Source organism: Mesorhizobium sp. ORS 3428 (genome assembly GCF_001854785.1).
Classification (GTDB): domain Bacteria; phylum Pseudomonadota; class Alphaproteobacteria; order Rhizobiales; family Rhizobiaceae; genus Mesorhizobium.
Genome location: NZ_MDFL01000122.1, coordinates 53,073 through 77,161, shown reverse-complemented (window position 1 = coordinate 77,161; position 24,089 = coordinate 53,073). Strand labels below are relative to the sequence as shown.

Here is a 24,089-nt window from a genome sequence, read left to right as displayed (position 1 = left end):
GTATTGGATCAGCGCATGAAAGCCGTCGTCTGCCGCTCGCCCGGCGATCTTGTCCTCGAAGACCGCGCCGCGCCCGGCGCGCCGCCGCCCGGCTGGGCGCGGGTCGCGGTCAGCCATGTCGGCATCTGCGGCACCGACTACCACATCTTCGAGGGCAAGCATCCTTTCCTCGCCTATCCGCGCGTCATGGGCCATGAGGTCTCGGGCACGGTCGTCGAGAGGGGCGAAGGTGTCGATCTTGCTGTCGGCGAGCAGGTGATCATCAATCCCTATCTTGCCTGCGGCAAATGCATCGCCTGCCGGCACGGCAAGCCGAACTGCTGCGTGAAGATCGAGGTGCTCGGCGTGCATCGCGACGGCGCCATGTGCGACGAGATCCTGGTGCCGGCGCAAAACCTTTATCCGGCAAACGGCCTGTCGCTGGCCGATGCCGCGGCGGTCGAATTCCTGGCGATCGGGGCACATGCGGTACGCCGCTCGCTTGCCACGCCAGGCGCGCGCACGCTGGTCATCGGTGCCGGCCCGATCGGACTAGGCACGGCGCTCTTCGCCCGCATTGCCGGGCTCGACGTCAGCCTACTGGACATGAGCACCGAGCGGTTAGCTTTTTCCGAAAGCGAACTCGGCTTCGCCGCGCTCGACGGCACGAAAGCGCCGGCCGTCGATCTGGTGCGACAGGCGACCGGCGGGGAAGGCTTCGACCTGGTGTTCGACGCCACCGGCAACACGCAGTCGGTGCAGTCTGCCTTCGCCCATGTCGCGCATGGCGGCACGCTGGTGCTGGTCAGCGTCGTCAAGGACGACATCACCTTCTCCGACCCCGAGTTCCACAAGCGCGAGATGACGCTGGTCGGCAGCCGCAATGCCTTGCGCGCCGATTTTGACCATGTCGCCRCCTCGATCCGCAACGGCGCCGTGCCGCTCCGAAAACTCGTCACCCACCGCACGACCCTTGCCGGCACGCCGCTCGATCTCGCACGATGGGCGCATGAGAAATCCGGCCTGATCAAGGCCGTCATCGAAGTCGGGTGAGGCGCTGTTCTCGGGCCGAAGCAGCGGTTCGCGCTGGCAGGAACTGCGCTCCTGCTTCGGCCAAGGATGACGACGTTGAAGGCTAGTCTAATCGTTCGCCGACAGCCTGAGCTCCACCCGCTCCGCCGGAAACCGCGATTCTGCGAATTGGATCGGCTGGCCGTCCAGCGTGACGTTCACCGCGACGGTGACCAGCACGATGGCGCCCGGCTGCAGGTCGAGATCGGCGAGATCGGCGGCGTCGGCGTGACGCGCCGACAGCACCGTTGAGTGCCTGAGATAATCGTTGATGCCGAAGCGCTTGAGCGAGGCAGTGATCGATCCCGTCTCCGCCATCGCGGCCTCGATGCCGGCAAAGCGTTTTGCATCGAACCATGTCGTCGCGCGCGACACCGGATGCCCGTCAGCCTCGCCGCGCGTCTCCAGGCGGATCACGGCCGATCCCCTGGCAATGTTGAGCGCCTCGGCGATGCGCCGGCTGGYCGGCTCGGTCGATGACGACAGCAGCGCGGTGTGGCGCTCGCTCGTCTGCCCCTGCAGTCCTGTTGAAAAGCGCGTGCGAGCGCCGATCGGATAGGAGAGCCGCTTGCGCGGCAGGACGAAGGTGCCGCGTCCCTGCTCGGCCTTGAGCACGCCTTCCTGCACCAGCGCGGCGATGGCGCTGCGCACGGTGTGACGATTGACGCCGCAGCGTTCCGCCAGCGCGACCTCGGGCGGCAGCGCCGTATTCTCCGCAAAGTCACCGTTCGCGATCCCCTGCAGGATCCTGTCGGCGATCTGCCGCCACAGCGACACCCCATTGCGCCTTTCGATGCTGGCCGCCAACWCGATCATCTCTGCCCCCAGGAACTTTTACGCCCTGTCATCCACCCGTCATGGACTCCAGTTAGGTGATAGGAATAATTTGTATAGTTGTCTATATCAATTGACAAATTTTGCCGATGCAAAGGAGTGAAGCGATGCGAGGACAGGAAGCGCGCGAACAGGCCGAGCGGAAGGCCGTGATGGCGACGCTGGCGCACGCGGCGCCCGATGAGATCGCGCGCCTGTGGGACGGCTCCGGCCTGCCCTCGGAGGCCGAACTGCTGCGCGGCCCGGAGACCGGTTTGGTGACGGTGCGCGGGCGGATCGGCGGCGGCGGCGCGCCATTCAATGTCGGCGAGGCGACCGTCACCCGCGCCACGGTGCGGTTGCCCTCCGGACAGGTCGGCCATTCCTATTCGCTCGGCCGCGACAAGGGCAAAGCCAGGCTCGCGGCAATAGCCGACGCGCTCTGGCAGGACCCTACGCACCGCGAAGCTGTCGAGACAAGATTGGTCGCGCCGTTGCGCGCGGCGCTCGATGCGGCGCGCGAGAAGCGGCGCACCGAGACGGCGGCCACGAAAGTGGATTTCTTCACCATGGTACGCGGAGAGGACTGATGGAGATCGCCACGCAATCGATCGAGGGCGGCTTCGCCGATCCGGTTTTCGACGCGCAAGCCGTGTTTCGCGCCATCATGGACGCGATGGCTCGCCCCGGCAGCGTCCAGGCCCTGCCGCCGCTTGCCCATCCGCCGGCGCCGCTTTCGGCAACCGCAGGCGCCGTGGCGCTGGCGCTCTGCGACAACGACACGCCGGTCTGGCTCGATCCGCGATTGCAGGCAGAGGCGTCGGTCACGTCCTGGCTCGGCTTCCATACAGGCGCGCCCTTGGCCAACACGCCTGCCGACGCGCATTTCGCGATTATAGCCAACCCGGCGGAGATGCCGGCCATGGACGGCTTCTCGCAGGGCACGCAGGAATATCCCGACCGCTCGACGACCCTGATCCTGATCGTCGAGAACCTCACCTCGGGTCCCTCGCTGCTGCTCGAAGGCCCGGGCATCGAAAAGGCCGCGACGATAGYGCCGGTCGGCATGCCGCGTCATTTCGTCGAGCAGTGGAAGCAGAACAACCAGCGCTTCCCGCGCGGCGTCGACATCATCCTGGCGGCGCCCGGCAGTCTCGCCTGCCTGCCGCGCACCACCCGCATCAAGACGATGGAGGCATGACATGTATGTCGCGGTGAAAGGCGGCGAAGCCGCGATCGCCAACGCCCATCGCCTGCTTGCCGATCGCCGCCGCGGCGACCGCTCCGTGCCGGCGCTGCGCCTCGACCAGATCGTCGAGCAGTTGGCGCTTGGCGTCGACCGGGTGATGAGCGAAGGCTCGCTCTATGATCGCGAGTTGGCCGCGCTCGCCGTCGTCCAGGCGCGCGGCGACATGATCGAGGCGATCTTCCTGGTGCGCGCCTATCGCACCACGCTGCCGCGCTTCGGCTACACCAGGCCGGTCGACACCGGCGCCATGCAGGTCGAGCGGCGCGTGTCGGCCACCTACAAGGACCTGCCCGGCGGGCAGGTGCTCGGCCCGACCTTCGACTACACGCACCGGCTGCTCGATCCGGAACTCGCTGCCGGCGCCGATGTCGAGGCGCCGGCGCAGCGTCCGGTCGAAGCGGACGCCATGCCGCGCGTCTCTGCGATCCTGGCGCATGAGGGCCTGATCGAGGCCGACGGCGACATGCCGCGCGACCATGTGCCCGGCGACATCACGCGCGAGCCGCTGCAGTTCCCCATGGCGCGCGACGTCCGCCTGCAGGCGCTGTCGCGCGGCGACGAAGGTTTTCTGCTTGCGCTCGGCTATTCGACGCAGCGCGGCTATGCCCGCAACCATCCCTTCGTCGGCGAGATCCGCATCGGTGAAGTCGAGCTGGAACTGGAGGTGCCGGAGCTGCCCTTCGCAGTGCCGCTGGGCTCTATCCGCGTCACCGAATGCCAGATGGTCAACCAGTTCAAGGGCTCGGCCAAGGCGCCGCCGCAATTCACCCGCGGCTACGGCCTAGTCTTCGGCCAAAGCGAGCGCAAGGCGATGGCGATGGCGCTGTGCGACCGGGCGCTGCGCGCGAGCGAGCTCGGCGAAGACATCGTCGCCGCGGCGCAGGACGAGGAGTTCGTCATCTCGCATTCCGACAACGTCCAGGCGACCGGCTTCGTCGAGCACCTGAAGCTGCCGCACTATGTCGACTTCCAGGCCGAGCTCGACCTGGTCCGCCGCATGCGCGCCGAATACGAGGCGCGCGAAAATGAAGACAAGGCCGAAGACAAGAGGGAGGCGGCGGAATGAACGCGCRGCCGACAGAGATCGCCACCTACAACTTCGCCTATCTTGACGAACAGACCAAGCGGATGATCCGCCGCGCCATCCTGAAGGGCATCGCCATTCCCGGCTACCAGGTGCCCTTCGCCTCGCGCGAGATGCCGATGCCCTATRGCTGGGGCACCGGCGGCGTGCAGGTCACCGCCTCGATCATCGGCCCGGAGGACGTGCTGAAAGTCATCGACCAGGGCGCCGACGACACAACCAACGCGGTATCGATCCGCGCCTTCTTCAAGAAGGTCRCCAATGTCGCCGTCACCACCGAGACGGCCAAGGCGACGATCATCCAGACGCGCCACCGCATCCCGGAGCACCCGCTGACGGCGGACCAGGTGCTGGTTTTCCAGGTGCCGATCCCCGAGCCGCTGCGCTTCCTCGAGCCACGCGAGACCGAGACGCGCAAGATGCATGCGCTGGAGGAATACGGCCTCATGCATGTGAAGCTCTATGAGGACATCGCCCGGCACGGCCGTATCGCCACAACTTACGCCTATCCGGTGAAAGTCGAGGGCCGCTATGTGATGGATCCCTCGCCGACACCGAAATTCGACAACCCGAAGATGCATCGTTCGCCGGCTTTGCAGCTCTTCGGCGCCGGCCGCGAGAAGCGCATCTATGCTCTGCCGCCTTTCACCGACGTCGTCAGCCTCGATTTCGAGGACCATCCTTTCGAGATACAGACCTTCGACCAGCCCTGCGCGCTCTGCGGCGCCGAGAATGTTTATCTCGACGAGGTCATCCTCGATGACCATGGCGGCCACATGTTCGTCTGTTCCGACACCGACCATTGCGAGAAGCGACGGAGCGACCCTACCACCCCCTTGTGGGGAGGTCGCGCCGAAGGCGCGGGTGAGGGTCTCGATCAGTCCAGACCTCATGCAACCCCCACCCCGGCGCTGCGCGCCGACCCTCCCCACAAGGGGGAGGGTAAGGAGGCAGAATGACCGACGAACCGCTGCTGCGCGTCGCAGCACTTTCCAAGTTCTACGGCTCGCGTATCGGCTGCGAGGCGATCAGCTTCGATCTCTGGCCGGGYGAGGTGCTGGCGGTGGTCGGCGAGTCGGGCTCCGGCAAAACGACGCTGCTCAACTGCCTGTCGACCCGGCTGCTGCCGTCCTCCGGCTCGGCCAGCTACCGCATGCGCGACGGCCAGTGGCGCGAGCTTTACCGCATGAGCGAGGCCGAGCGCCGCTTCCTGATGCGCACCGACTGGGGCTTTGTCCACCAGAACCCCGCGGATGGCCTGCGCATGACGGTGTCGGCTGGTGCCAATGTCGGCGAAAGGCTGATGGCCGTTGGCGATCGCCACTACGGCAAGATCCGCGCCAGCGCGGTCGACTGGCTGTCGCGCGTCGAGATCGACGAGGACCGCATCGACGACGAGCCGCGCGCTTTTTCCGGCGGCATGCGCCAGCGCCTGCAGATCGCCCGCAACCTGGTCACCGGGCCGCGTCTAGTGTTCATGGACGAGCCGACCGGCGGCCTCGACGTCTCGGTGCAGGCGCRCCTGCTCGACCTGTTGCGCGGCCTTGTCACCGACCTCGGCCTCGCCGCGATCGTCGTCACCCATGACCTCGCCGTGGCGCGGCTGCTCTCGCAGCGCATGGTGGTTATGAAGGACGGTCGCGTCGTCGAAAGCGGCCTGACCGACCGCGTGCTCGACGACCCGCGCGCCCCTTACACCCAGTTGCTCGTTTCTTCGATTTTGCAGGTATGACGATGGAACGCATTTCCCTGACACCTGCCCCCACCCCGCTGCTTCGCAGCGACTCTCCCCACAAGGGGGAGGGTGGGACGTCGGCGCCCTACCTCCCCCTTGTGGGGAGGTCGGACCGAAGGTCCGGGTGGGGGTACTTCAGCCACGACGCGAACAGCGATTGGAGGACCTTCTGATGCCGACACCTCTCGTCGTTTCCGATGCCGCGAAAAGCTTCACCATGCACCTGCGCGACGGCGTCACGCTGCCGGTGGTGGCGGGCGTCTCCTTCTCGATCCGCGCCGGCGAATGCGCCGTGCTCGGCGGCCCGTCCGGCGCCGGAAAAAGCTCGATCCTGAAGATGCTCTACGGCAACTATGCCGTCGATGAAGGACAGATCATCGTCCAGCACGAGGRCGGCCTGATCGACCTTGCTTCCGCCAGCCCACGTACGGTGCTCGCCGTGCGCCGGCAAACGATCGGTTATGTCAGCCAGTTCCTGCGCACCGTTCCGCGCGTCTCGGCGCTCGACGTCGTCGCCGAACCGCTGGTCGAGCGCGGCGAGGGTCGGGAGGGTGCGCGGGCAAGGGCCCRGTCCCTATTGGCGCAGCTCAACCTGCCGGAAAAGCTCTGGGCCCTGCCGCCCGCCACTTTCTCGGGCGGCGAACAGCAGCGCGTCAACATCGCGCGCGGCTTCATCACCGAGCATCCGATCCTGCTCCTTGACGAGCCGACCGCTTCGCTCGACGCCAAAAACCGCGATGTCGTGGTCGAGCTCATCGCCGCCAAGAAGGCGGCGGGAGTCGCCCTGCTCGGCATCTTCCATGACCAGGATGTGCGCGACGCGGTGGCCGACCGCATTATCGACGTCACCGCCTTTGCTGCCGGAAAGATCGCTGCATGACGAGGAAGCTTTCCGAGGCACCGCTGGTGCATGAGACGGCGCAGGTCGAGAACTCGACGCTCGGCCGCTGGACCGAGATCGCCGAGCGCAGCCGCGTCTCGGAAAGCGAACTCGGCGACTATTCCTACATGATGCAAGATTGCGCCGTCTGGTGCGCGACCATTCGAAAATTCTCGAACATCGCCGCAAGCGTGCGCATCAACGCCACCAACCATCCGACCTGGYGGCCGACCCTGCATCACTTCACCTACCGCGCCTCGGACTATTGGGACGACGCCGAGCATGAGAGCGAATTCTTTGCGCAGCGCCGCGCCAGGCGCGTCACCATCGGTCATGACACCTGGCTCGGCCACGGCTCGACCATCCTGCCCGGCGTGACCGTCGGCGATGGGGCGGCGGTCGGCGCCGGCGCCGTGGTGTCGAAGGATGTCGCGCCCTACACCATCGTTGCCGGCGTGCCGGCGAAACCGATCCGCGAGCGCTTCGACCGCCGCATCGCCGAGCGCTACCAGACGCTCGCCTGGTGGGATTGGGACCATGCCCGGCTGCGGGCCGCACTCGACGATTTCCGTGAGCTCTCCGCTGAAGCTTTCCTGGAGAAGTATGGCGGCTGAGCGCGGTGATGGTCGATAGTGGATGGCGGCAGCAAACAGGCTGAGGAGCCTCCTTCACCATTCACATCCCTGACACACGACTCGGACAGGAGGCGATTTCCCTCGGAGCAATTCCAGGAAAAATGGGTCATGGTTTTCCGTCCGGAATTGCGAAAAACAAAGTCAGAGATCGCCATGCTCGACAAGGCAAGACCTTCCCTCGCCTTCTTCTTCGAAGGCACCAACCCGACGCCGCCGGTGCATCTCGGCACTCGCTATGACTTGTCGGGCAATTTCCTCCTMGAGCCCGGCAACACGATCGTCAGCCATCTCGTCGCGGGCTCGCCGTCCGAAGCCGCGGTGATCGAAGTGCGCGAGCGCATGCGCGCCATGCCCGACGCCGATCGCCTGGCCTTCACGCCGATCTCCAGCCTGCATATGACGCTGTTCCAGGGCATCATCGAATACCGGCGCCGCCTTCCCTACTGGCCCGCCGATGTGCCGCTCGACACCAGCATCGACGACATGACCCGCCTCTATCTGGAAAGGCTGCAGGGCTTTCAGCCTTGCCCTGCCTTCCGCATCAAGGCCATCGGCGTCACCCCGAACGGCCTGACAGTCGCCGGCGCTTCCGCGCAGGATGAGCGCATTCTGCGCACATGGCGCGACGCGCTCTCCGTGCCGTTCGGCTATCGCCATCCCGACCACGACACTTACGTCTTCCACATCACTTTTGCCTACCAGATCCGCCGCCTCGCCGACGAACGCGTGTCCGCCTGGCAGGACCTGTTCGACGAGTGCCTGTCGTTCCTCGATCGTGAGGCGCCGGTGATCGAATTGCGCCCGCCGGCCTTCTGCAGCTTCAAGGACATGAAGCATTTCGAGGAATTGCTGGTCCTTGGATGACCCTATGCATGTCGCCGAAAACTGCGCAGCGGTCTTGGGACAACGACATACATAAACAAGGACGGGCCTGTGGGTCGTAACAAAACTGACATCAATCCGACACCCCAGCTTCACGCGGCTGCGCTAGCGAAGGTTAACGGACCTTCAAACTGCGACGGACTGGAGTCTTGTCATGTCAGCTTCATCGGCCACGCTGGAAATTCGCGGCGTAACCCGACGATTTGGCAAGAACACCGCAGTCAACGACATCAACATCTCGATCCCRCACGGCCAGATGGTCGGCATCATCGGCCGTTCCGGCGCCGGCAAGTCGACTCTGTTGCGCATGATCAACCGTCTCATCGATCCGAGCCAGGGGTCGATCTTTTTTGACGGCGCCGATGTCTCGCGCCTGCAGGGCTCGCCGCTGCGCCGTTGGCAGCGCGACTGCGCCATGATCTTCCAGCAGTTCAACCTGGTGCCGCGCCTCGACGTTCTGACAAACGTCCTGCTCGGCCGCCTGAACCACCGCTCAACGGTCTCCAACCTGTTTGGCATGTTTTCTCGCATTGAATGCGCCGAGGCGGTGGCCGCTCTCGAGCGCCTCGACATCGCACGCACCGCGCTGCAGCCGGCCGGCACGCTTTCCGGCGGCCAGCAGCAGCGCGTGGCGATCGCGCGCGCCATGATGCAGCAGCCGAAGGTGCTTCTGGYCGACGAGCCCATCGCCTCGCTCGACCCGCTCAACGCCAAGGTGGTGATGGATTCGCTGCGCGACATCAACCTGCGCGAGGGCATCACCGTCGTCACCAATCTGCACACGCTCGATACCGCCCGCGCCTATTGCAGCCGCATCATCGGCATGGCCGCCGGCAAGGTCGTGTTCGATGGCGCGCCGGAGGATCTCGACCGCGATGCCGTGCGCACGGTCTATGGCGCCGATGCCAACGGCGTCGAGGTCTCCGAGGCCATCACGTCGACCAGCGTCAGCATCAAGCCGAAGATCACCGCATCCGCCGGACCGCTCGAACCGGCCTTCCCCGGCTACTGAGTCCATTGTCCCCGGCACCGAAACGGCTCCGGGCAAATCGTGGATTTCAAGAAGAGCAACCCGGATCGCCCGCCCGCGTCAAAGGCTGAACTCAAAATTCGAACGCCTCCGGCTCGAAGCCGGAGCAACAGGAGAGAGATCAAAATGTTCAGGAAAATGGTTCTTTGCGCCGTATCGATGCTGGCCATGGCGGCAAGCGCCGCTCACGCCGCCGACATCAAGGAGTTCCGCGTCGGCATCCTCGGCGGCGAGAACGAGACCGACCGCCTGCGCAACTACCAGTGCCTTGCCGACCACCTGAAGGCCGAATTCGGCTTCGAGAAGGTGTCGCTGTTCCCGGCCGCCGACTATGATGGCGTCATCCAGGGCCTGCTCGGCGGTACGCTCGACTTCGCCGAGCTTGGCGCGTCCGGCTACGCCAGCGTCTACCTCAAGGACCCGAACGCCGTCACCCCAATCCTCACCACCAAGCAGACCGACGGCTCGACCGGCTACTATTCGATCGGCCTGGCGCTGAAGTCCTCCGGCATCACCGACATCAAGTCGGCCAAGGGCAAGAAGCTCGGCTACGCCGATCCGGACTCGACCTCCGGCTATCTGATCCCGCTGACCCAGATTCCGAAGACCACCGGCCAAGCGAACGACACCTACTTCGCCTCGACCCAGTTCAACGGCGGCCACGAGAACAACGTGCTTGCGGTGCGCGACGGCAAGGTCGACGTAGCGGTTGACGACTCCTCCGGCATCGGTGACTTCAAGAATGGCTACACCTCGGGCACCTTCCACAAGGAAGTCGCCAAGGGCGCAGTCGACCCGAACGACTTCGTCGAAGTCTGGCGCTCGGGCCTGATTCCGAACGGCCCGCTGGTCGTGCGCACCGCGCTCGGCGCCGACATGACTGCCAAGCTCACCAACTTCTTCACCCAGCTGCCGACCAAGGACAAGCCCTGCTTCGAAGGCGTCGAAGGCGGCGATTTCAYCGGCTACGTGCCGGTGAAGTCGGACTTCTACAACGTCATCATCGAAGCCCGCAAAGCCGCGATCGGCGGCTGACGGCATCAGGAAAAAGGGGCGGCGTTTTTAAGCGCCGCCCTTTTTGCATTCACCGATCATGACCCTTTCGACGACAATCCATTCCGAGGCCACGCGGCAGCAGGCGGACGCCTGGCGCCGACAGACCTCGCTTCGCCGCCTCTACACCGTTCTCGGCGTCGGCCTACTGCTGGTCGCCATGTGCGCGACCATGTGGTTTGCCGACGAGGCCAATGCGGGCCATTTCTTCGAGCGGCTGCCGCATATCCTCGACTTCCTGAGCTGGCTGATCCCCAAGGACTGGAACGACGTCTGGCGGGCGCTGTTCGACATTGCTTCGCCGCATGACAAGGGCACACAGGAATTCAACTTCCCGCTCGGCCGCGTCTACATCTGGGGCGGCTTCTACGTCCCTGAATATTTCGAGCTGATGCTGACCACGGTGAACGTGGCGCTGGTCTCGACCTTCATCGGCTTCGTCTTCGCCGTTCCCTTCTCCTTCATCGCCGCGCGCAACCTGACCCCGAGCCCGGTCCTGCGCCTGGTGGTCAAGCGCTTCATGGAACTGCTGCGCGCCTTCCCGGAGATCGTCATTGCCGGCCTGTTCGCGGCCATCGTTTCGATCGGTCCGGTCGCGGCCATCATCGCCATCGGCCTGCATTCGATCGGCGCGCTCGRCAAGCTGTTCTACGAGATCAACGAGAACATCGACATGCGCCCCGAGGAGGGTTTGCGCGCGGTGGGTGCCAACTGGATCGAGCGCGTGCGTTTCRCCGACCTGCCGCAGGTGCTGCCCAACTTCATATCGTACACGCTGCTTCGGATCGAGATCAACGTGCGCATCTCGACCATCATGGGCGCGGTTGGCGGCGGCGRCATCGGCGAAGAACTGAAACTCTCCATCTCGCGCGRCTTCGGCGCCAAGACACTTGCGCTGGTGCTGCTCCTGTTCACGACGATCTTTCTCATCKACCAGTTCTCTGCCTGGCTGYGCCGCAAGCTGGTTGGCGAGCAGGCCTTTTTGATGAGTGCATGATATGGCTGCGATGACCATCGATGAAATCAAAGCCATCGAGCAACGCTTCCCGCAGGTGTTCCAGCGACCGCTCTACAAGCGCTTCTGGCCGCTATTCCTGGTCGCCGGCACGGTGCTCTATCTCGCCTACGCCATATGGTTCTTCAGCCTGCCCCAGGTGCTGAAGGAATCGCACTGGGAGCGCCTGCCGCTCTTCCTGACGCAATGGATCAGTTACGACCTGCAGCCGGAGTTCCGCCTCGACCAGCCTCAGATCACGCCGAAATATCCGCGTTTCTCCGCGCTTGGCGAAAACCCCAATCCGGATTGGGTAATCAGGAACCCGGACGGCACCTTCACCGTGCAGATCGACGGCGATGCAAAATCCGTCACCTTCGACAAGACCAGGGCGACGATCGTCGCGCATGGCGAGACCGTCGCGATATCGCTGATCGGCGGCAAGCCGGTCGTCTCGGGCCCGGTGCCAGACTGGGTCACCGTGCATGACGACGAGGTTGTCGCCAGGATGGGCTTCGTCGGCGAGGTGCGCGTCACCRCCGACCGCGTCAAGGTGCGCAAGCGCTTTCTCGGCTGGGCGAATTTCGTCTTCGACACGCGCTCGCCCTTCTTCGGCAAGTCGGCCGGCGAGGTGTTCTCGCTGATCGTCTCGGGACCGGAGCTGAAGCCGGGCACGTCGAATCTCGCGCTTGCTGCCGACAACATCTGGAACAATGCCCAATGGCAGCATGGCGACGTCTGGACGAAGCTGTTGCAGACCATCGTCATGGCGTTCCTCGGCACGCTGCTTGGCGGCATCGCCGCCTTCCCGCTGGCCTTCTTCGCCGCCCRCAACATCACGCCGAGCGGCCTGCTCGGCCAAGTGCTCAAGCGCTTCTTCGACTTCATGCGCTCGGTCGACATGCTGATCTGGGCGCTGTTCTTCACCCGCGCCTTCGGCCCCGGCCCATTGGCGGGCAGCGCCGCGATCTTCTTCACCGAGATCGGCACGCTCGGCAAAACCTATTCAGAGGCGTTGGAGAACATCGACGACAAGCCGCGCGAAGGCGTGCTCTCGACCGGCGCCAACGGCTTGCTTGTTCAGCGCTACGGCGTGCTGCCAGAAGTGGTGCCGATCTTCATCAGCCAGACGCTCTACCAGTGGGAATCGAACACCCGCGGCGCCACCATCATCGGCGCCGTCGGCGCCGGCGGCATCGGCCTGAAACTCTGGGAAGCGATGCGCACCAATTCGAACTGGGCCAACGTCTTCTACATGGTGCTTTTGACGCTGGCCGTGGTGTTCATCTTCGACAATATCTCGAACTTCCTGCGCCGCCGGCTCAGCCGCACGCTGCATGATTACAACCGCCTGCAGGCGGCGCAGGGGTAACGGACGCAGGGCAATCACTGCCGTTGGCTATCCGCGCCTTCGTCATCCACGGGCGAAGCAAGGAGCGAAGCGACGCGGCGCAGACCCGAGGATGACGAACGGAACGGCGCTTAAGCCGCAGCCTTCCACCCCTCCCTGATGTGCCTGTACCCCTCCCGATACACAGCCCCCGGGCTCTCGGCAAAATCCCGCCACACCTTGGTCGCCGCCGCAAGATCCTTCAGCGAGCGGCCGAAGGACTCGATGGTCAGCCAGTCGTCATAGCCGCTGTTGCGGATGGCTGAAAACGTCTCCTTCCAGGGGATGTTGCCGCGCCCGGGCACGCCGCGATCGTTCTCCGAAATGTGGATATGGACGACGTTCCTTCGGTTGCGCGTATAGGCGCCGATCGRATCGGCTTCCTCGATATTGGCATGGAAGGTGTCGTACATCGCCTTGATGTGCGGCCGGTCGATCGCGTCGATATGCTCGCACAGATCGTCCATGGTGTTCACCAGGTAGYATTCGAAGCGGTTGAGGGCTTCAAGGCCGATGGTGACTCCCTTCTTGCCGGCATGGTCGCCGACGGCGCGCTGCGAGGCGATTGAGCGCTTCTTCTCGGCCGCCRTCGGCCCGATGCCGGAAAAGGCGCCGAGCGTCGAATGCAGCGGCCCGCTGAGCCTGTTCGCGCCTAGCGCCGCGCTGCAGTCGATCGCCCATTTCATGTAGTCGATGYCCGCCTTGCGCGTGGCGGCATCGGGCGAGATCAGGTTCATCGCGGGATCGCCTATCGCCGAAACCGCGGTGCGTTCCAGGCCGATGCGGTCGAGCATCTCACCGAGCTTCTTGTAGTCGTCGGGCCTGCCCGCGAAGACCGGTATCTCGACGCCATCGAAGCCGGTCGCCTTGATGTCCTTGAGCAGCGCCTCGTGCTTCTTCGAGACGCTGGTCGTCCACAAGAACATGCACATGCCGATTTTCATCGGCCGCCCCTCCCCCGCAAATGCGTCCAGGGGTGGCGAGATTCAGGTCAGGCTGCGCCGAGAATGGTGGATTCCGAGAACCGGAGCGGAGCGGACTTAAAGCACATTTGCTGGCCGGCCTCACCTGAAGATCGTCGCCCCTACAGCTTCGTCCACGCCCCGTTCTTCTTCGACGACTTCACGCAAGCCTCGATGAAGGCCATGCCTTCGACGCCGTCCGCGATCGTCGGGAAGACGACATCCTTGGCGAGCTTGCCGCCCTTCTTGCGCGCGCCGCGGATGGCGCGGGCCGCTTCCTGGTAGATGTTTGCGAAGCCTTCGAGATAGCCCTCCGGATGGCCGGAAGGCACGCGCGTCACCCGGGCCGCGACGGGCATCGCGCCGGCGCCTGCGCGCGTGAGCAACTGCTTGGGCTGCCCGAACGGCGTATACCAGAGATAGTTCGGGTCGGCCTGCACCCATTCGAGCCCGCCCTTCGAGCCGTAGATGCGCAGCTTCAGCCCGTTCTCATGGCCGGGCGCCACCTGGCTGGCCCAGATCATGCCCTTGGCCGGATGCCCATTGCCGACCGRCTTGAAGCGCAAGAGCACATTGACGTTGTCGTCGAGCTGACGGCCCGGCACAAAGGCGTCGAGGTCGGCCGACAAGGAGTCCAGCTCCAGCCCCGAGACGAAGCGGGCGAGGTTGTAGGCATGCGTGCCGATGTCACCGAGCGCGCCGCCGGCGCCCGCCTGCTTGGGATCAGAGCGCCACGAGGCCTGCTTCTGGCCGGTCGCGGCGAGGTCTTCCGTCAGCCAGTCCTGCGGATATTCCGCCTGCACGATGCGGATGTCGCCGAGCATGCCCTTGGCCACCATCTCGCGCGCCTGCCGCACCATCGGATAGGCCGTGTAGTTGTGGGTGAGAACGAACACCTTGCCGGTCTTTTCGACCAATGCCGCAAGCTTCTTCGCCTCGGCCAGCGAGGTCGCCAGCGGCTTGTCGCAGATGACGTGGATGCCCGCCTCGAGGAAGGCCTTGGCCGCCGGCACATGCACATTGTTGGGCGTGACGATCGCCACCGCCTCGATGCCGTCCGAACGCTTGGCTTCGGCTTTCGCCATCTCGGCATAGGAGCCGTAGCTGCGCGACGGATCAAGGCCGAGTTCCTCGGCCGAGGCCTTTGCCCGTTCCGGGTTCGACGACAGCGCGCCGGCCACCAGCACGAACTCATTGTCCATGCGTGCCGCGATCCGGTGCACCGCGCCGATGAAGGCCCCTTGCCCGCCGCCGACCATGCCGTAGCGGATCGGGYCGCCTCCCGTTTCCGACTTCGATGCGCCGACCATTCTTTGTCCTCTCTCCTGTTGTCACCCTCCCCCTTGAGGGGAGGTCGATCCGCGCAGCGGATCGGGTGGGGTCGCCCGGCGTGGAGCGCGGCATCAACCGACCCCTCCCAGCCCTTCGGGCCACCCTCCCCTCAAGGGGGAGGGAAAGCAAGCGTCAGATTCCCATCATCGCGCGCAGCAGCTTCTTGTCGCTGGTGCCGCCGGCGAAATCATCGAAGGCTTTCTCGGTAACCCGAATGATGTGGTGCTGGATGAAGGGCGCGCCTTCGGCAGCGCCGTCCTCCGGATGCTTGAGGCAGCATTCCCATTCAAGCACCGCCCAGGAATCGTAATTGTACTGGGTAAGCTTGGAGAAGATGCCGCCGAAATCCACCTGCCCGTCGCCCAGCGAACGGAAGCGCCCGGCCCGGTTCACCCAGCCCTGGTAGCCGGAATAGACGCCCTGCCGCCCTGTCGGGTTGAACTCGGCATCCTTGACGTGGAAGGCCTTGATACGCTCGTGGTAGATGTCGATGAACTCGAGATAGTCGAGCTGCTGCAGCAGGAAGTGCGACGGATCGTAGTTGATGTTGCAGCGCTTGTGGCCGCCGACCGCGTCGAGGAACATCTCGAAGGTCGCRCCATCGAACACATCCTCGCCGGGATGGATTTCGTAGCCGACATCGACGCCGTTCTCGTCATAGACGTCGAGGATCGGCTTCCAGCGCTTGCCGAGCTCGGCGAAGGCCTCCTCGATCAGCCCCGGCGGGCGCTGCGGCCACGGATAGAGGTAAGGGAAGGCGAGCGCGCCGCTGAAGGTGACCGAGGCTTTGAGGCCGAGATTCCTCGATGCCTTGGCGCCGAACTCCATCTGCTCGACCGCCCATTTCTGCCTTGCATTCGGATTGTTGTGCACTTCGGCCGGCGCGAAGCCGTCGAACTGCGCGTCATAGGCCGGATGCACCGCGACAAGCTGGCCCTGAAGATGCGTCGACAGCTCGGTGATCTCGACGCCGGCATCGGCGCAGATGCCTTTCACCTCGTCGCAATAGGTTTTCGACGACGCCGCTTTCTTGAGGTCGAACAGGCGCCCGTCCCAGGTCGGGATCTGCACGCCCTTGTAGCCGAGGCCGGCSGCCCATTTTGTGATCGAAGCCAGCGAATTGAACGGCGCCGCGTCGCCCGCGAACTGCGCCAGAAACAGGCCGGGACCCTTCATCGTCGTCGGCATCGGCATCCTCCCTCTCTCGTTTGTCGCGACCAAGCATAGCGCCGATTGATGCGAGGGCCAGCCTGTTTGGTCACTTGGTATCGGCGCCGGAGCGCCACGCCATTCTGGTATTACCAAATCCGATTATTTGGTCAAGCCGTCGAAAACCGCTTGGAAGCAAAGAGCATAATCGCAAGACAAGTATTAAATCCATTAAAATCAACAAATTATCGAGTAGACAAGGCTCCGTGTGCGGTCTCCTTGCCGTCCATGAGAATTTGCTGTAGTGGTCTTGTCAGGCCCAATTGGTCGAACCAGTTTCTGGGAAAACCGCTGGAACGCCTTGGGGAGGAGATCATGCGACGGGCTCACTGGAGAACGCCGCGGGCAAACGTGACAGGCGAATTCTGGGAAGGATAGACCATGCATCTTTCAACGCACAACTGGATGCGGGYGGAGCCGCTGGAAGTGACGCTCAAGCGCATCAAGAAGTTCGGCTATGAGTCGATCGAGATTTCCGGCGAGCCGGAGYAGTACAAGACCAAGGAGACGCGCGCGCTCCTGAAGGAGCACGGCATCCGCTGCTGGGGCTCGGTGACGCTGATGCTGGGCGAGCGCAACCTCGCCGCCAAGGACCAGGGCCAGCGCGAGCGCTCGGTGCAGTACGTCAAGGACGTGCTGACCATGGTGAGCGAGCTCGACGGCGAGATCATCACGCTGGTTCCCGCCACCGTCGGCAAGGTGGTGCCGGACGGCACCGAAGCGGAAGAATGGGGCTGGGTGGTAGACRCCACGCGCGAATGCTTCGCCCATGCCAAGAAGGTCGGCGTCCGGATCGCCGTCGAGCCGCTCAACCGCTTCGAGACCTATCTGTTCAATCGCGGCGCCCAGGCGCTCGCGCTCGCCGACGCAGTGAGCCCGGAATGCGGCGTCTGCCTCGACGCCTACCACATCCACATGGAGGAATTTAACGTCTACGACGCCATCCGGCAGGTCGGCAAACGCCTCTTCGACTTCCACGTCGCCGACAACAACCGCTTCGCAGCCGGCCTCGGCCAGATCGACTGGCCGAAGATCGTCGGCACGCTGAAGGAGATCGGCTATGACGGTGCGCTGACCAACGAGTTCGTCGCGCCGGTCGACCGCACGCCGGCCGCCCCCTATCCGGACATGGTGGAGCGCAACCCGGTCGATATCTCGCCCGAGCAGCTCAAATTCATCCAGGACCACGGCTCCAGCCTGCTTACCGAGAAATTCTACACTGACCAGATGCGCATCACAGCCGAAACGCTGCTGCCGCTGATCAAGTAGACGGGCCGATTGCAGCCCTGCCGCCCTCGCCGGGCGGCAGGGCCGGGGATGAAGATGCGTATCAGAAACGTCCAGGCCTGGTGGGTCCGCATTCCGATCGAAGCGTCGCGGCAGCACCGCAGCGACTTCGGTCAGGTGACGACGTTCGACGCCGCCATTCTGCGCATCGAGACCGATGACGGGCTGGTCGGCTGGGGCGAGGGCAAGAATGCCGCCGGCAGCGCCGGCAGCTACGGCGCGCTGGTGCACATGCTGAACCACGAGATCGCGCCGCAGCTCATCGGCTGCGACCCGGCCGATATCGGCATCATCTGGGAGATGCTCTATAACGGCGTGCGGCACCAGACGGCGGCCCATGCCGGCCATGCCATGCCGCAGTTGGCGCGGCGCGGCCTGAGCGTGGCGGCCATCAGYGCCGTCGACATCGCGCTCTGGGACATCCTCGGCAAGTCGCTGGGGCAGCCGGTCTGGCGGCTGCTCGGCGGCCGCAAGGTCGAGCGCATGCAGGCCTATGCGTCGGGCGGCTGGGCCGCTGCCGATGCCATCGGCGAGCAGCTCAAATCCTATATTGCCAAGGGCGGCTTCAAGGCGCTGAAGATGCGCATCGGCGCCATGGACGGGGCGCCGCACATTTCGGCCGCGCGCGTGCGCGCCGCGCGACAAGCGATCGGCCCGGATGTCCAGCTGATGGTCGACGCCCACGGCACCTACACGGTCGCCGAGGCGAAGCGCTTCATCAATCTCACCGCCGACCTCGATCTCGCCTGGTTCGAGGAGCCGGTGATCGCCGACGACAAGCCCGGCATGGCCGAGGTGCGCGCCTCAGGCTCGGTCCCGATCGCCACCGGCGAGAGCGAGGCGACGCGCTATGCCTTCCGCGATCTTGCCGTGCTGAAATCGGCCGACATCTTCCAGCCGGATCCGGCCTTCTGCGGCGGCATCAGCGAGGCGATGAAGATCGGCACCATCGCCAGCGCCTTCAACCTGCGCCTCGCGCCGCATCTATGGGCGGGCGCGCCCTGTTTCTTCGCCGGGCTCCATGTCTGCGCAGCCTCGCCTTCGAGCTTCACCGTCGAATATTCGCTTGGCGCCAACCCGATGATCCACGATCTCGTGGAAGAGACTGTCGAAGCAAAGGACGGTATGATAGCCATCCCTGAAAAGCCCGGACTGGGTTTCACCATTTCCGAGCGTTTCCTGGAGGCGCACGCGCAACGCATTTGACGATGAAAGAAAAGAACCTTCTTGCGGAACTCGCCGCCTATCTGTTCTCCAACTCGGACAAGGAGTCGGGACGCACGCCGTCTGAGCGCGAGCTGGCGGAACATTTCAGCGTCAGCCGCGGCCAGATCCGCGAGGCTCTGGCGATCCTGGAAGCCATGCGCATCGTCGAGCGCCGCGCCAAATCCGGCATCTATATCGACACCAAGCAGGCCAGCGTGGAAGCGTTAGCGCTTTTTGCCCGCGCGGGCCTGCCGCTCGACCCGGTGCAGATCTACGAGACCGTCGAGCTGCGCAAGATCCATGAGATCAAGGCGGYCGAGCTTGCCTGCTCTCGTGCCACCGAGGAGAACTTCGAACGGCTGCGCGAGATCCTGAAGGCTTCCGAGGAGCGGATCGCCGCCGGCGAGGGTCTCGCCAAGGAAGACCGCGAATTCCACCTCGAGATCGTGCGGGCGACCAAGAACAGAATCTTCCACAACATCTGCAGCGTCTACTATCTGATGGGCGAGCAGCGCCTGCCGATCTATTTCAACGATCTGGAACGCAGCAAGCGCTCGCATGCCGAGCATATCCAGATCTACRAGGCGCTGCTGCGCCGCGACGGCAATCTCGCCCAAGCGCTGATGAGCGCCCATCTGCAGGGCGCGGAGAGCTACTGGAAGGGCCTCATCGAAGGCCACGGAACGGAGCCGAAGAGCGCGGCGCTCGAAAAAGCCTGAATCTTATGCGCAAGATCCTGTCGACGCACCCGCTGCACCCRCGCGCCACGGCCATGCTGGCAGGCGCCGGCCGGCTGGCGATCGCGTCTGCGCTCGATGCCAGGACGCTGGCCACAGAGGCCAGGGACGCCGACATCGTCATCGTGCGCGCGCCGCTGCCGGCGGAACTCTTCGACGGCGCCAAAAAACTGCGCGCCGCGATCCGCCATGGCGCGGGGCTGGACATGATCCCCGTCGAGGCCGCAACCGCCGCCGGCGTGCTGGTGGCGAACGTGCCGGCGGTCAATGCCCGCTCGGTCGCCGAGCATGTGATGTTCGTATCGCTCGCGCTCGTGCGGCGCTTCCGCGTGATGGACCGCGACCTGCGCGCCAAGGGTTGGCTCGCCGGGCGCGAGCACGCCAATTCGACCGGCGAGCTTGCCGGCAAGACGATCGGCATTGTGGGCCTCGGCGCAGTCGGCCAGGCCGTCGGCCACATCGCCGCGCATGGCTTCGACCTCAATGTCGTGGCGACGACACGCAGTATGAGACCGGCGCCCGAGCGCGTCGGCTTCCAGTCGATCGACGCGCTGGTCGAGCAGAGCGACATCATCGTGCTCTGCTGCCCGCTCACCGAGGAGACGCGCGGCCTGATCAGCCGCGAGCRCATCGCCCGCATGAAGCCCAACGCGCTGCTGATCAATGTCTCGCGCGGGCCGGTAATCGACGACGAAGCGCTGATCGAAGCCCTGCGGAAGGGCCGCATCGGYGGCGCCGCGCTCGACGTCTTCGCGACCCAGCCGCTGCCCGCGAACCACCCCTATTTCGGCTTCGACAACGTCATCATCACCCCGCATATGGCCGGTATCACCGAGGAATCGATGATGYGCATGGGAGTCGGCGCGGCGAACGAGGCCTTGCTGGTGCTTGCCAACAAGCTGCCAGCCAACCTGCGCAATCCCGAAGCGATCGAGCACTACCGCCAGCGTTTCCCAGCCGACTGACACCCGGCGGGCGGCCTCAATTTTCCCGGAATTCGCGCCGAGCCTTGTCCGATGGTCAAGGTCGCAAAATTCGTTGCTCTGATTGCCGGCACATGCGTGATGGCCGCGGAGGCTCGAGCCAACGAGCAGGGCAGCTACGTGCCGTGTGACAACGGCCTGCGCTGCGTGATGGCGCCCTGCCCTTCGAACAGCGCCCTCGACCTTGCCACAGGCAAGATCATCCGGGGTGTATCGATCGACATCGAGCGCCTGCCCCAGGAGGACAAGGCGCTCGACCTCTCGGACAAGCTCTATGCCGGCAAACTCGTCGTCGCCGGCACGATCGAGAACCGGCCGCAGACACTCAACGGCAAGCAATACAACCTGCCGACGCTGGTCGCGACCGGCATCGAGCGCGCAGCCAAGGACAGCGAGCGCGCCCACTGCTCGGCCCATTGAGGCTCACAGCTTCAGCCGCAAGCTGCCCTCAACGCCTCAGCAAAGCCTCTACCGCCGCCCCGATGCCGAGAAGGCGACGATCATGGCAATGCCTCGCCACCAGCATCAGCCCGGCCGGCAGCTTCATGTCAGGCATCGGCAGCGAGATCGCGCAGAGATCGAACTGGTTGGCGACCTGGGTGTTGCGCAAGAGGAGGCCTTCCGTTCGGTCTCGAAGCTCTTCATCGCCGGCCATGGCGGCGATCGACGGCGCGACCATCGGCACGGTCGGCAGGGCAAGCACGTCAATCGCCCCCAGCCGATCGTCCATTGCCGCGACCAATTCCGTGCGGCGACGGATTGTCCGAATGTAGACGGAGGCGGGAACCGTCAGCGCGCGCGACATCGGGCCCGTGACATGCGGATCGACGGGCACAGAGGCGCCGGCCTCAAGCCAGTCGGCATGGACCTCGGCACCTTCTATCGCCGCGATCGAGGCGCGCCTGGTCGCCGCGCGCATCCCGGCAATGAGATCGTCGATCGGCAAGTCGGCGACGCGCGCACCCGCCCGCTCCATCCCGCGAACATTTCGCTCGAAGGCGTCGGCGATCTCGGCTTGCGTCTCGCCGAACAGCACGCCACGCGGAATGCCGATGCGCAGACCGGCGAGCGGGATCGGCTGAAGAGCGGTCGGCTCCTCCCCCGCCATGATCGCGTCGGCGATCGCGCAATCGGCAACGCTGCGGGCGAGCGGGCCGATCGAATCCAGCGTTGGCGACAGGGGAAAGGCGCCGCCCAAAGGCACGCGCCGCGCCGTCGGCTTGAAGCCAACGATGCCGTTGAGCGAGGCCGGAATGCGCACCGAGCCGCCGGTATCCGAGCCGATGGAGATCCGGCTGCTGCCCTCGCCCACCGCGACGCCGGCGCCGGACGACGAGCCGCCCGGGATCAGGCTGGCATCGGCGGCATTGCCCGGCGTGCCGTAATGCAGATTGTCGCCGATCGCGGTGAAGGCGAATTCGGTCATGTTGGTCTTGCCGAGAATCACCGCTCCCGCCTGGCGCAGCGTGTGCACGACCGCCGCGTCCCGCGCGGCCGGCGCGGCATTGGCGAGCATCAGCGAGCCTGCCCGGGTTGGCTCGCCGGCGACATCGAACAGATCCTTGATCGAGACGATTGCGCCGTCGAGCGGCCCCAGGCTCACGCCGGCCTTCTGCCGGGCGTCGGCCGCATCCGCAGCAGCCCGCGCCGCGTCGAGATAGAGCTTGGTGTAGACTTTCTCGTCGGCGACGCGATTTGCAATGCGCGACAGGGCAGCTTCGAGGCGGTCGCGGGCAGATTGCATAGCGATGTCGGACTCCAGAAAGCTGCAACGTCTTTAAGCCATAGGCCGGCAGGCCTTGAGGAAGGGATAACCCGGCAAGCGTGCGTTTGCACCTGCCAGACGGAGAAGAAGCGATGCACTACAAAGGCAGTTGCCACTGCGGCAAGGTAGCGTTCGAGGTGGAAGGCGAGCTCGACGGCGTCGTGCGCTGCAATTGCTCGATCTGCATGCGCAAGGGCGCGCTGCTTTGGGCAGTGCCGCACGGCCGCCTGCGCCTGGTCGCCTGGGGCGACGACCTCGGCAAATACACCTTCRGCAAGGGGGCCATCGCGCATCGCTTCTGCAGGACCTGCGGCATCCATCCCTTCGCCGAGGATGTCAGCCTTGGCAGCGAGCGCAGCGCCTACATCAACATCAACTGCCTCGAGGATGTCGACCGGACCGCGGTGCAGGTCTTCGATTTCGACGGCCGCTCGGCCTGAGCAGCGCTCTACCGCTCCCCCGTTAGCTCGGCCGGCCTGCGCCATGCTGAAGCGGTCCGCAGCAGCCATCATCGAAGATATCGGCCCGGAGCCTTGAGGGTCCCGGGCCGATGCGAAAGAGATAGAACTGATCCAACTATTCAGCCGCTCTCGGCCCGACGGCGAAGGTCACCAGGGCCGCGAGCAGCGTCGCCGCGGCGCCGTAGGCGAAGGCGCTCGCCACGCCGGCGTGGTCGACCAACAGGCCGCCGAACACCGCCCCCAGAGCGATCGCCACCTGGAACGTGGCCACCATCAGCCCGCCGGCGCTCTCGGCTTGGTCGGGCGCGGCCCGCACCAGCCAGGTCTGCAGCCCGACCGGCACCGCGCCGAAGGCAAAGCCCCAGGCGGCAACGGCGATGGCTGCGATGACCGGCGAGGCGCCGAGCGTCAGCATGGCAAGGGCCGAGAGCGCGATCAGCAGMGGCGCCAGCGCGACCGCAAGCTTCAGGTTGCGCTCGGCAAGGAAGGCGCCGGCGAAATTTCCGAAGAAGCCGCCGATGCCGTAAGCAAGCAAGACCAGCGAGATGGTCGCGATCGGCATCGCCGGCACCGTCTCCAGGAACGGCCGCACATAGGTGAAGCCTGCAAATTGTCCTGAAGCGACGAGCAGCACGACCAGCAGGGCGACGCGGATCGTCGGCCGCTTCAGCACCTCGATCAGAGTTCGGAAGCTCGCCACGGCCGTCGGCGGCAGGCTGGGGATGGTGGCAAGCTGCACCAGCAGGGTCAGCGCGCCGACGACCGCCGCGATCATGAAGGCCGTGCGCCAGCCCCAGACGTCGCCGACATAGGCGCCGACGGGCGCTGCGGTGACGGTTGCCACCGAAACACCGGTGAGGATGATCGACATGGCGCGCGGCACCAGTCGCATCGGCACAAGCCGCATTGCCATGGCGGCCGACATCGACCAGAAACCGCCGAGCGCGACGCCCAGAACCACGCGGGCCGCAAGCAGCATCGTGAGCGAGGATGCGAAGGCAGCGAGCAGGTTGGAGACGATCAAAAACACGGTCAGCATCCACATGACCAGCCTGCGGTCGAGCCGCTTGGTGGCGATGGCCATGGTGGGCGCGGCAATGGCGCCGACAACCGCCGTCGCTGTCACCGCCTGGCCGGCGGCGCCTTCGCTGACGCCGAGATCCTGGGCCAGCCGTGTCAACAGGCTGGCGGGCAGGAATTCGGCGGTCACCAGACCGAACACGCCGAGCGCCAGCGACACCACCGCGCCCCACACGGGCTCGCTTCGTTCCTCGGATTCGGTCCTGTCGAGAACAGCGGCGTCGATGACGCCAGTGGCGGGTTCGGTCATGGCAAATTCTCCGATCTGTTTG

Annotated in this window: 25 protein-coding genes; 19 read left to right on the top strand and 6 right to left on the bottom strand. The window is 65.1% G+C overall.

Annotated elements, in window-relative coordinates; all coding sequences use genetic code 11:
* Nucleotides 1-15 precede the first annotated feature (15 nt).
* Nucleotides 16-1,032: a zinc-binding alcohol dehydrogenase family protein gene (locus tag ORS3428_RS18085; RefSeq protein WP_071099654.1), complete on the top strand. Its 1,017-nt coding sequence runs from the start codon at nt 16-18 to the stop codon at nt 1,030-1,032.
* An 87-nt stretch (nt 1,033-1,119) separates the two neighbouring features.
* Here the strand turns inward: ORS3428_RS18085 and phnF are convergent, their stop codons facing one another.
* Entirely contained in the window at nt 1,120-1,866 is a 747-nt protein-coding gene (gene phnF / locus ORS3428_RS18080) for a phosphonate metabolism transcriptional regulator PhnF (RefSeq protein ID WP_071099653.1), read from the bottom strand.
* Between the two features lie 125 nt (nt 1,867-1,991).
* On the opposite strand from phnF, the gene phnG reads away from it, so the two are divergent.
* The 12 genes from phnG to phnE (ORS3428_RS18020) all read left to right on the top strand — a co-directional run bounded on the left by phnG (nt 1,992) and on the right by phnE (ORS3428_RS18020) (nt 12,777).
* The gene (gene phnG, locus ORS3428_RS18075) at nt 1,992-2,453 is read left to right on the top strand and encodes a phosphonate C-P lyase system protein PhnG (RefSeq protein ID WP_071099652.1); all 462 of its coding nucleotides are present in this window, start codon (nt 1,992-1,994) and stop codon (nt 2,451-2,453) included.
* Nucleotides 2,453-3,064 carry a phosphonate C-P lyase system protein PhnH gene (gene phnH, locus ORS3428_RS18070; protein ID WP_071099651.1) on the top strand — a complete coding sequence of 204 codons (612 nt, stop codon included), beginning with the start codon at nt 2,453-2,455 and terminating at the stop codon, nt 3,062-3,064. Before phnG ends, phnH begins: the two co-directional genes overlap by 1 nt.
* A 1-nt stretch (nt 3,065) precedes the next feature.
* Nucleotides 3,066-4,178 carry a carbon-phosphorus lyase complex subunit PhnI gene (locus tag ORS3428_RS18065; protein WP_071099650.1) on the top strand — a complete coding sequence of 371 codons (1,113 nt, stop codon included), beginning with the start codon at nt 3,066-3,068 and terminating at the stop codon, nt 4,176-4,178.
* The gene (locus ORS3428_RS18060) at nt 4,175-5,155 is read left to right on the top strand and encodes an alpha-D-ribose 1-methylphosphonate 5-phosphate C-P-lyase PhnJ (protein WP_443136861.1); all 981 of its coding nucleotides are present in this window, start codon (nt 4,175-4,177) and stop codon (nt 5,153-5,155) included. Before ORS3428_RS18065 ends, ORS3428_RS18060 begins: the two co-directional genes overlap by 4 nt.
* Nucleotides 5,152-5,928: a phosphonate C-P lyase system protein PhnK gene (gene phnK / locus ORS3428_RS18055; protein ID WP_071099649.1), complete on the top strand. Its 777-nt coding sequence runs from the start codon at nt 5,152-5,154 to the stop codon at nt 5,926-5,928. The genes ORS3428_RS18060 and phnK overlap by 4 nt, the downstream gene beginning before the upstream one ends.
* A 175-nt stretch (nt 5,929-6,103) precedes the next feature.
* On the top strand, nt 6,104-6,811 hold the full coding sequence (gene phnL, locus ORS3428_RS18050; RefSeq protein WP_071099648.1) for a phosphonate C-P lyase system protein PhnL: 708 nt from the start codon (nt 6,104-6,106) through the stop codon (nt 6,809-6,811).
* Nucleotides 6,808-7,425: a DapH/DapD/GlmU-related protein gene (locus ORS3428_RS18045; protein ID WP_071099647.1), complete on the top strand. Its 618-nt coding sequence runs from the start codon at nt 6,808-6,810 to the stop codon at nt 7,423-7,425. Before phnL ends, ORS3428_RS18045 begins: the two co-directional genes overlap by 4 nt.
* A 174-nt stretch (nt 7,426-7,599) precedes the next feature.
* On the top strand, nt 7,600-8,310 hold the full coding sequence (locus ORS3428_RS18040; RefSeq protein ID WP_071099684.1) for a DUF1868 domain-containing protein: 711 nt from the start codon (nt 7,600-7,602) through the stop codon (nt 8,308-8,310).
* Between the two features lie 172 nt (nt 8,311-8,482).
* The gene (gene phnC, locus ORS3428_RS18035; RefSeq protein ID WP_071099646.1) at nt 8,483-9,340 is read left to right on the top strand and encodes a phosphonate ABC transporter ATP-binding protein; all 858 of its coding nucleotides are present in this window, start codon (nt 8,483-8,485) and stop codon (nt 9,338-9,340) included.
* 144 nt (nt 9,341-9,484) lie between these two features.
* Nucleotides 9,485-10,393 (top strand): phosphonate ABC transporter substrate-binding protein, encoded by a 909-nt coding sequence (phnD, locus tag ORS3428_RS18030; RefSeq protein ID WP_071099645.1) that lies wholly within the window; start codon nt 9,485-9,487, stop codon nt 10,391-10,393.
* Nucleotides 10,394-10,451: 58 nt separating this feature from the next.
* Entirely contained in the window at nt 10,452-11,408 is a 957-nt protein-coding gene (gene phnE, locus ORS3428_RS18025) for a phosphonate ABC transporter, permease protein PhnE (RefSeq protein ID WP_071099644.1), read from the top strand.
* Nucleotide 11,409: 1 nt separating this feature from the next.
* Nucleotides 11,410-12,777, top strand: a complete 1,368-nt coding sequence (phnE, locus tag ORS3428_RS18020) for a phosphonate ABC transporter, permease protein PhnE (RefSeq protein WP_071099643.1) — start codon at nt 11,410-11,412, stop codon at nt 12,775-12,777.
* Nucleotides 12,778-12,887: 110 nt separating this feature from the next.
* Here the strand turns inward: phnE (ORS3428_RS18020) and ORS3428_RS18015 are convergent, their stop codons facing one another.
* The 3 genes from ORS3428_RS18015 to ORS3428_RS18005 all read right to left on the bottom strand — a co-directional run bounded on the left by ORS3428_RS18015 (nt 12,888) and on the right by ORS3428_RS18005 (nt 16,277).
* A complete protein-coding gene (locus ORS3428_RS18015) occupies nt 12,888-13,739 on the bottom strand; it encodes a sugar phosphate isomerase/epimerase family protein (protein ID WP_071099642.1) in 852 nt (283 codons plus the stop codon).
* A gap of 140 nt (nt 13,740-13,879) precedes the next feature.
* On the bottom strand, nt 13,880-15,067 hold the full coding sequence (locus tag ORS3428_RS18010) for a Gfo/Idh/MocA family protein (protein ID WP_071099641.1): 1,188 nt from the start codon (nt 15,065-15,067) through the stop codon (nt 13,880-13,882).
* A gap of 154 nt (nt 15,068-15,221) precedes the next feature.
* Nucleotides 15,222-16,277 (bottom strand): sugar phosphate isomerase/epimerase family protein, encoded by a 1,056-nt coding sequence (locus ORS3428_RS18005; RefSeq protein WP_071099683.1) that lies wholly within the window; start codon nt 16,275-16,277, stop codon nt 15,222-15,224.
* A gap of 402 nt (nt 16,278-16,679) precedes the next feature.
* On the opposite strand from ORS3428_RS18005, the gene ORS3428_RS18000 reads away from it, so the two are divergent.
* The 5 genes from ORS3428_RS18000 to ORS3428_RS17980 are packed head-to-tail and all read left to right on the top strand — an operon-like array spanning nt 16,680 to nt 20,931.
* Nucleotides 16,680-17,567: a sugar phosphate isomerase/epimerase family protein gene (locus ORS3428_RS18000; protein WP_071099640.1), complete on the top strand. Its 888-nt coding sequence runs from the start codon at nt 16,680-16,682 to the stop codon at nt 17,565-17,567.
* Between the two features lie 54 nt (nt 17,568-17,621).
* The gene (locus tag ORS3428_RS17995) at nt 17,622-18,791 is read left to right on the top strand and encodes a mandelate racemase/muconate lactonizing enzyme family protein (protein ID WP_071099682.1); all 1,170 of its coding nucleotides are present in this window, start codon (nt 17,622-17,624) and stop codon (nt 18,789-18,791) included.
* A gap of 2 nt (nt 18,792-18,793) precedes the next feature.
* Entirely contained in the window at nt 18,794-19,510 is a 717-nt protein-coding gene (locus ORS3428_RS17990) for a FadR/GntR family transcriptional regulator (protein WP_071099639.1), read from the top strand.
* A 5-nt stretch (nt 19,511-19,515) separates the two neighbouring features.
* Nucleotides 19,516-20,493, top strand: coding sequence for a hydroxyacid dehydrogenase (locus ORS3428_RS17985; RefSeq protein WP_071099638.1), 978 nt, complete (start codon nt 19,516-19,518; stop codon nt 20,491-20,493).
* Nucleotides 20,494-20,544: 51 nt separating this feature from the next.
* Nucleotides 20,545-20,931, top strand: a complete 387-nt coding sequence (locus tag ORS3428_RS17980; protein ID WP_071099637.1) for a DUF6748 domain-containing protein — start codon at nt 20,545-20,547, stop codon at nt 20,929-20,931.
* A 28-nt stretch (nt 20,932-20,959) separates the two neighbouring features.
* Here the strand turns inward: ORS3428_RS17980 and ORS3428_RS17975 are convergent, their stop codons facing one another.
* Nucleotides 20,960-22,255 (bottom strand): amidase, encoded by a 1,296-nt coding sequence (locus tag ORS3428_RS17975; RefSeq protein WP_071099636.1) that lies wholly within the window; start codon nt 22,253-22,255, stop codon nt 20,960-20,962.
* Nucleotides 22,256-22,368: 113 nt separating this feature from the next.
* Here ORS3428_RS17975 and ORS3428_RS17970 point away from each other — a divergent pair, with 113 nt between their 5' ends.
* Nucleotides 22,369-22,716 carry a GFA family protein gene (locus ORS3428_RS17970; protein ID WP_071099635.1) on the top strand — a complete coding sequence of 116 codons (348 nt, stop codon included), beginning with the start codon at nt 22,369-22,371 and terminating at the stop codon, nt 22,714-22,716.
* Between the two features lie 136 nt (nt 22,717-22,852).
* Here ORS3428_RS17970 and ORS3428_RS17965 read toward each other — a convergent pair whose 3' ends face one another.
* Nucleotides 22,853-24,067, bottom strand: coding sequence for an MFS transporter (locus ORS3428_RS17965; RefSeq protein WP_071099681.1), 1,215 nt, complete (start codon nt 24,065-24,067; stop codon nt 22,853-22,855).
* Nucleotides 24,068-24,089: the final 22 nt, after the last annotated feature.

What these genes read in the sequence shown, in the direction of transcription:
- ORS3428_RS17980 (WP_071099637.1), top strand. Translation starts at nt 20,545, where the DNA reads ATGGTCAAGGTCGCAAAATTCGTTGCTCTGATTGCCGGCACATGCGTG.
- ORS3428_RS17975 (WP_071099636.1), bottom strand. Translation starts at nt 22,255, where the DNA reads ATGCAATCTGCCCGCGACCGCCTCGAAGCTGCCCTGTCGCGCATTGCA.
- phnG (WP_071099652.1), top strand. Translation starts at nt 1,992, where the DNA reads ATGCGAGGACAGGAAGCGCGCGAACAGGCCGAGCGGAAGGCCGTGATG.
- ORS3428_RS18065 (WP_071099650.1), top strand. Translation starts at nt 3,066, where the DNA reads ATGTATGTCGCGGTGAAAGGCGGCGAAGCCGCGATCGCCAACGCCCAT.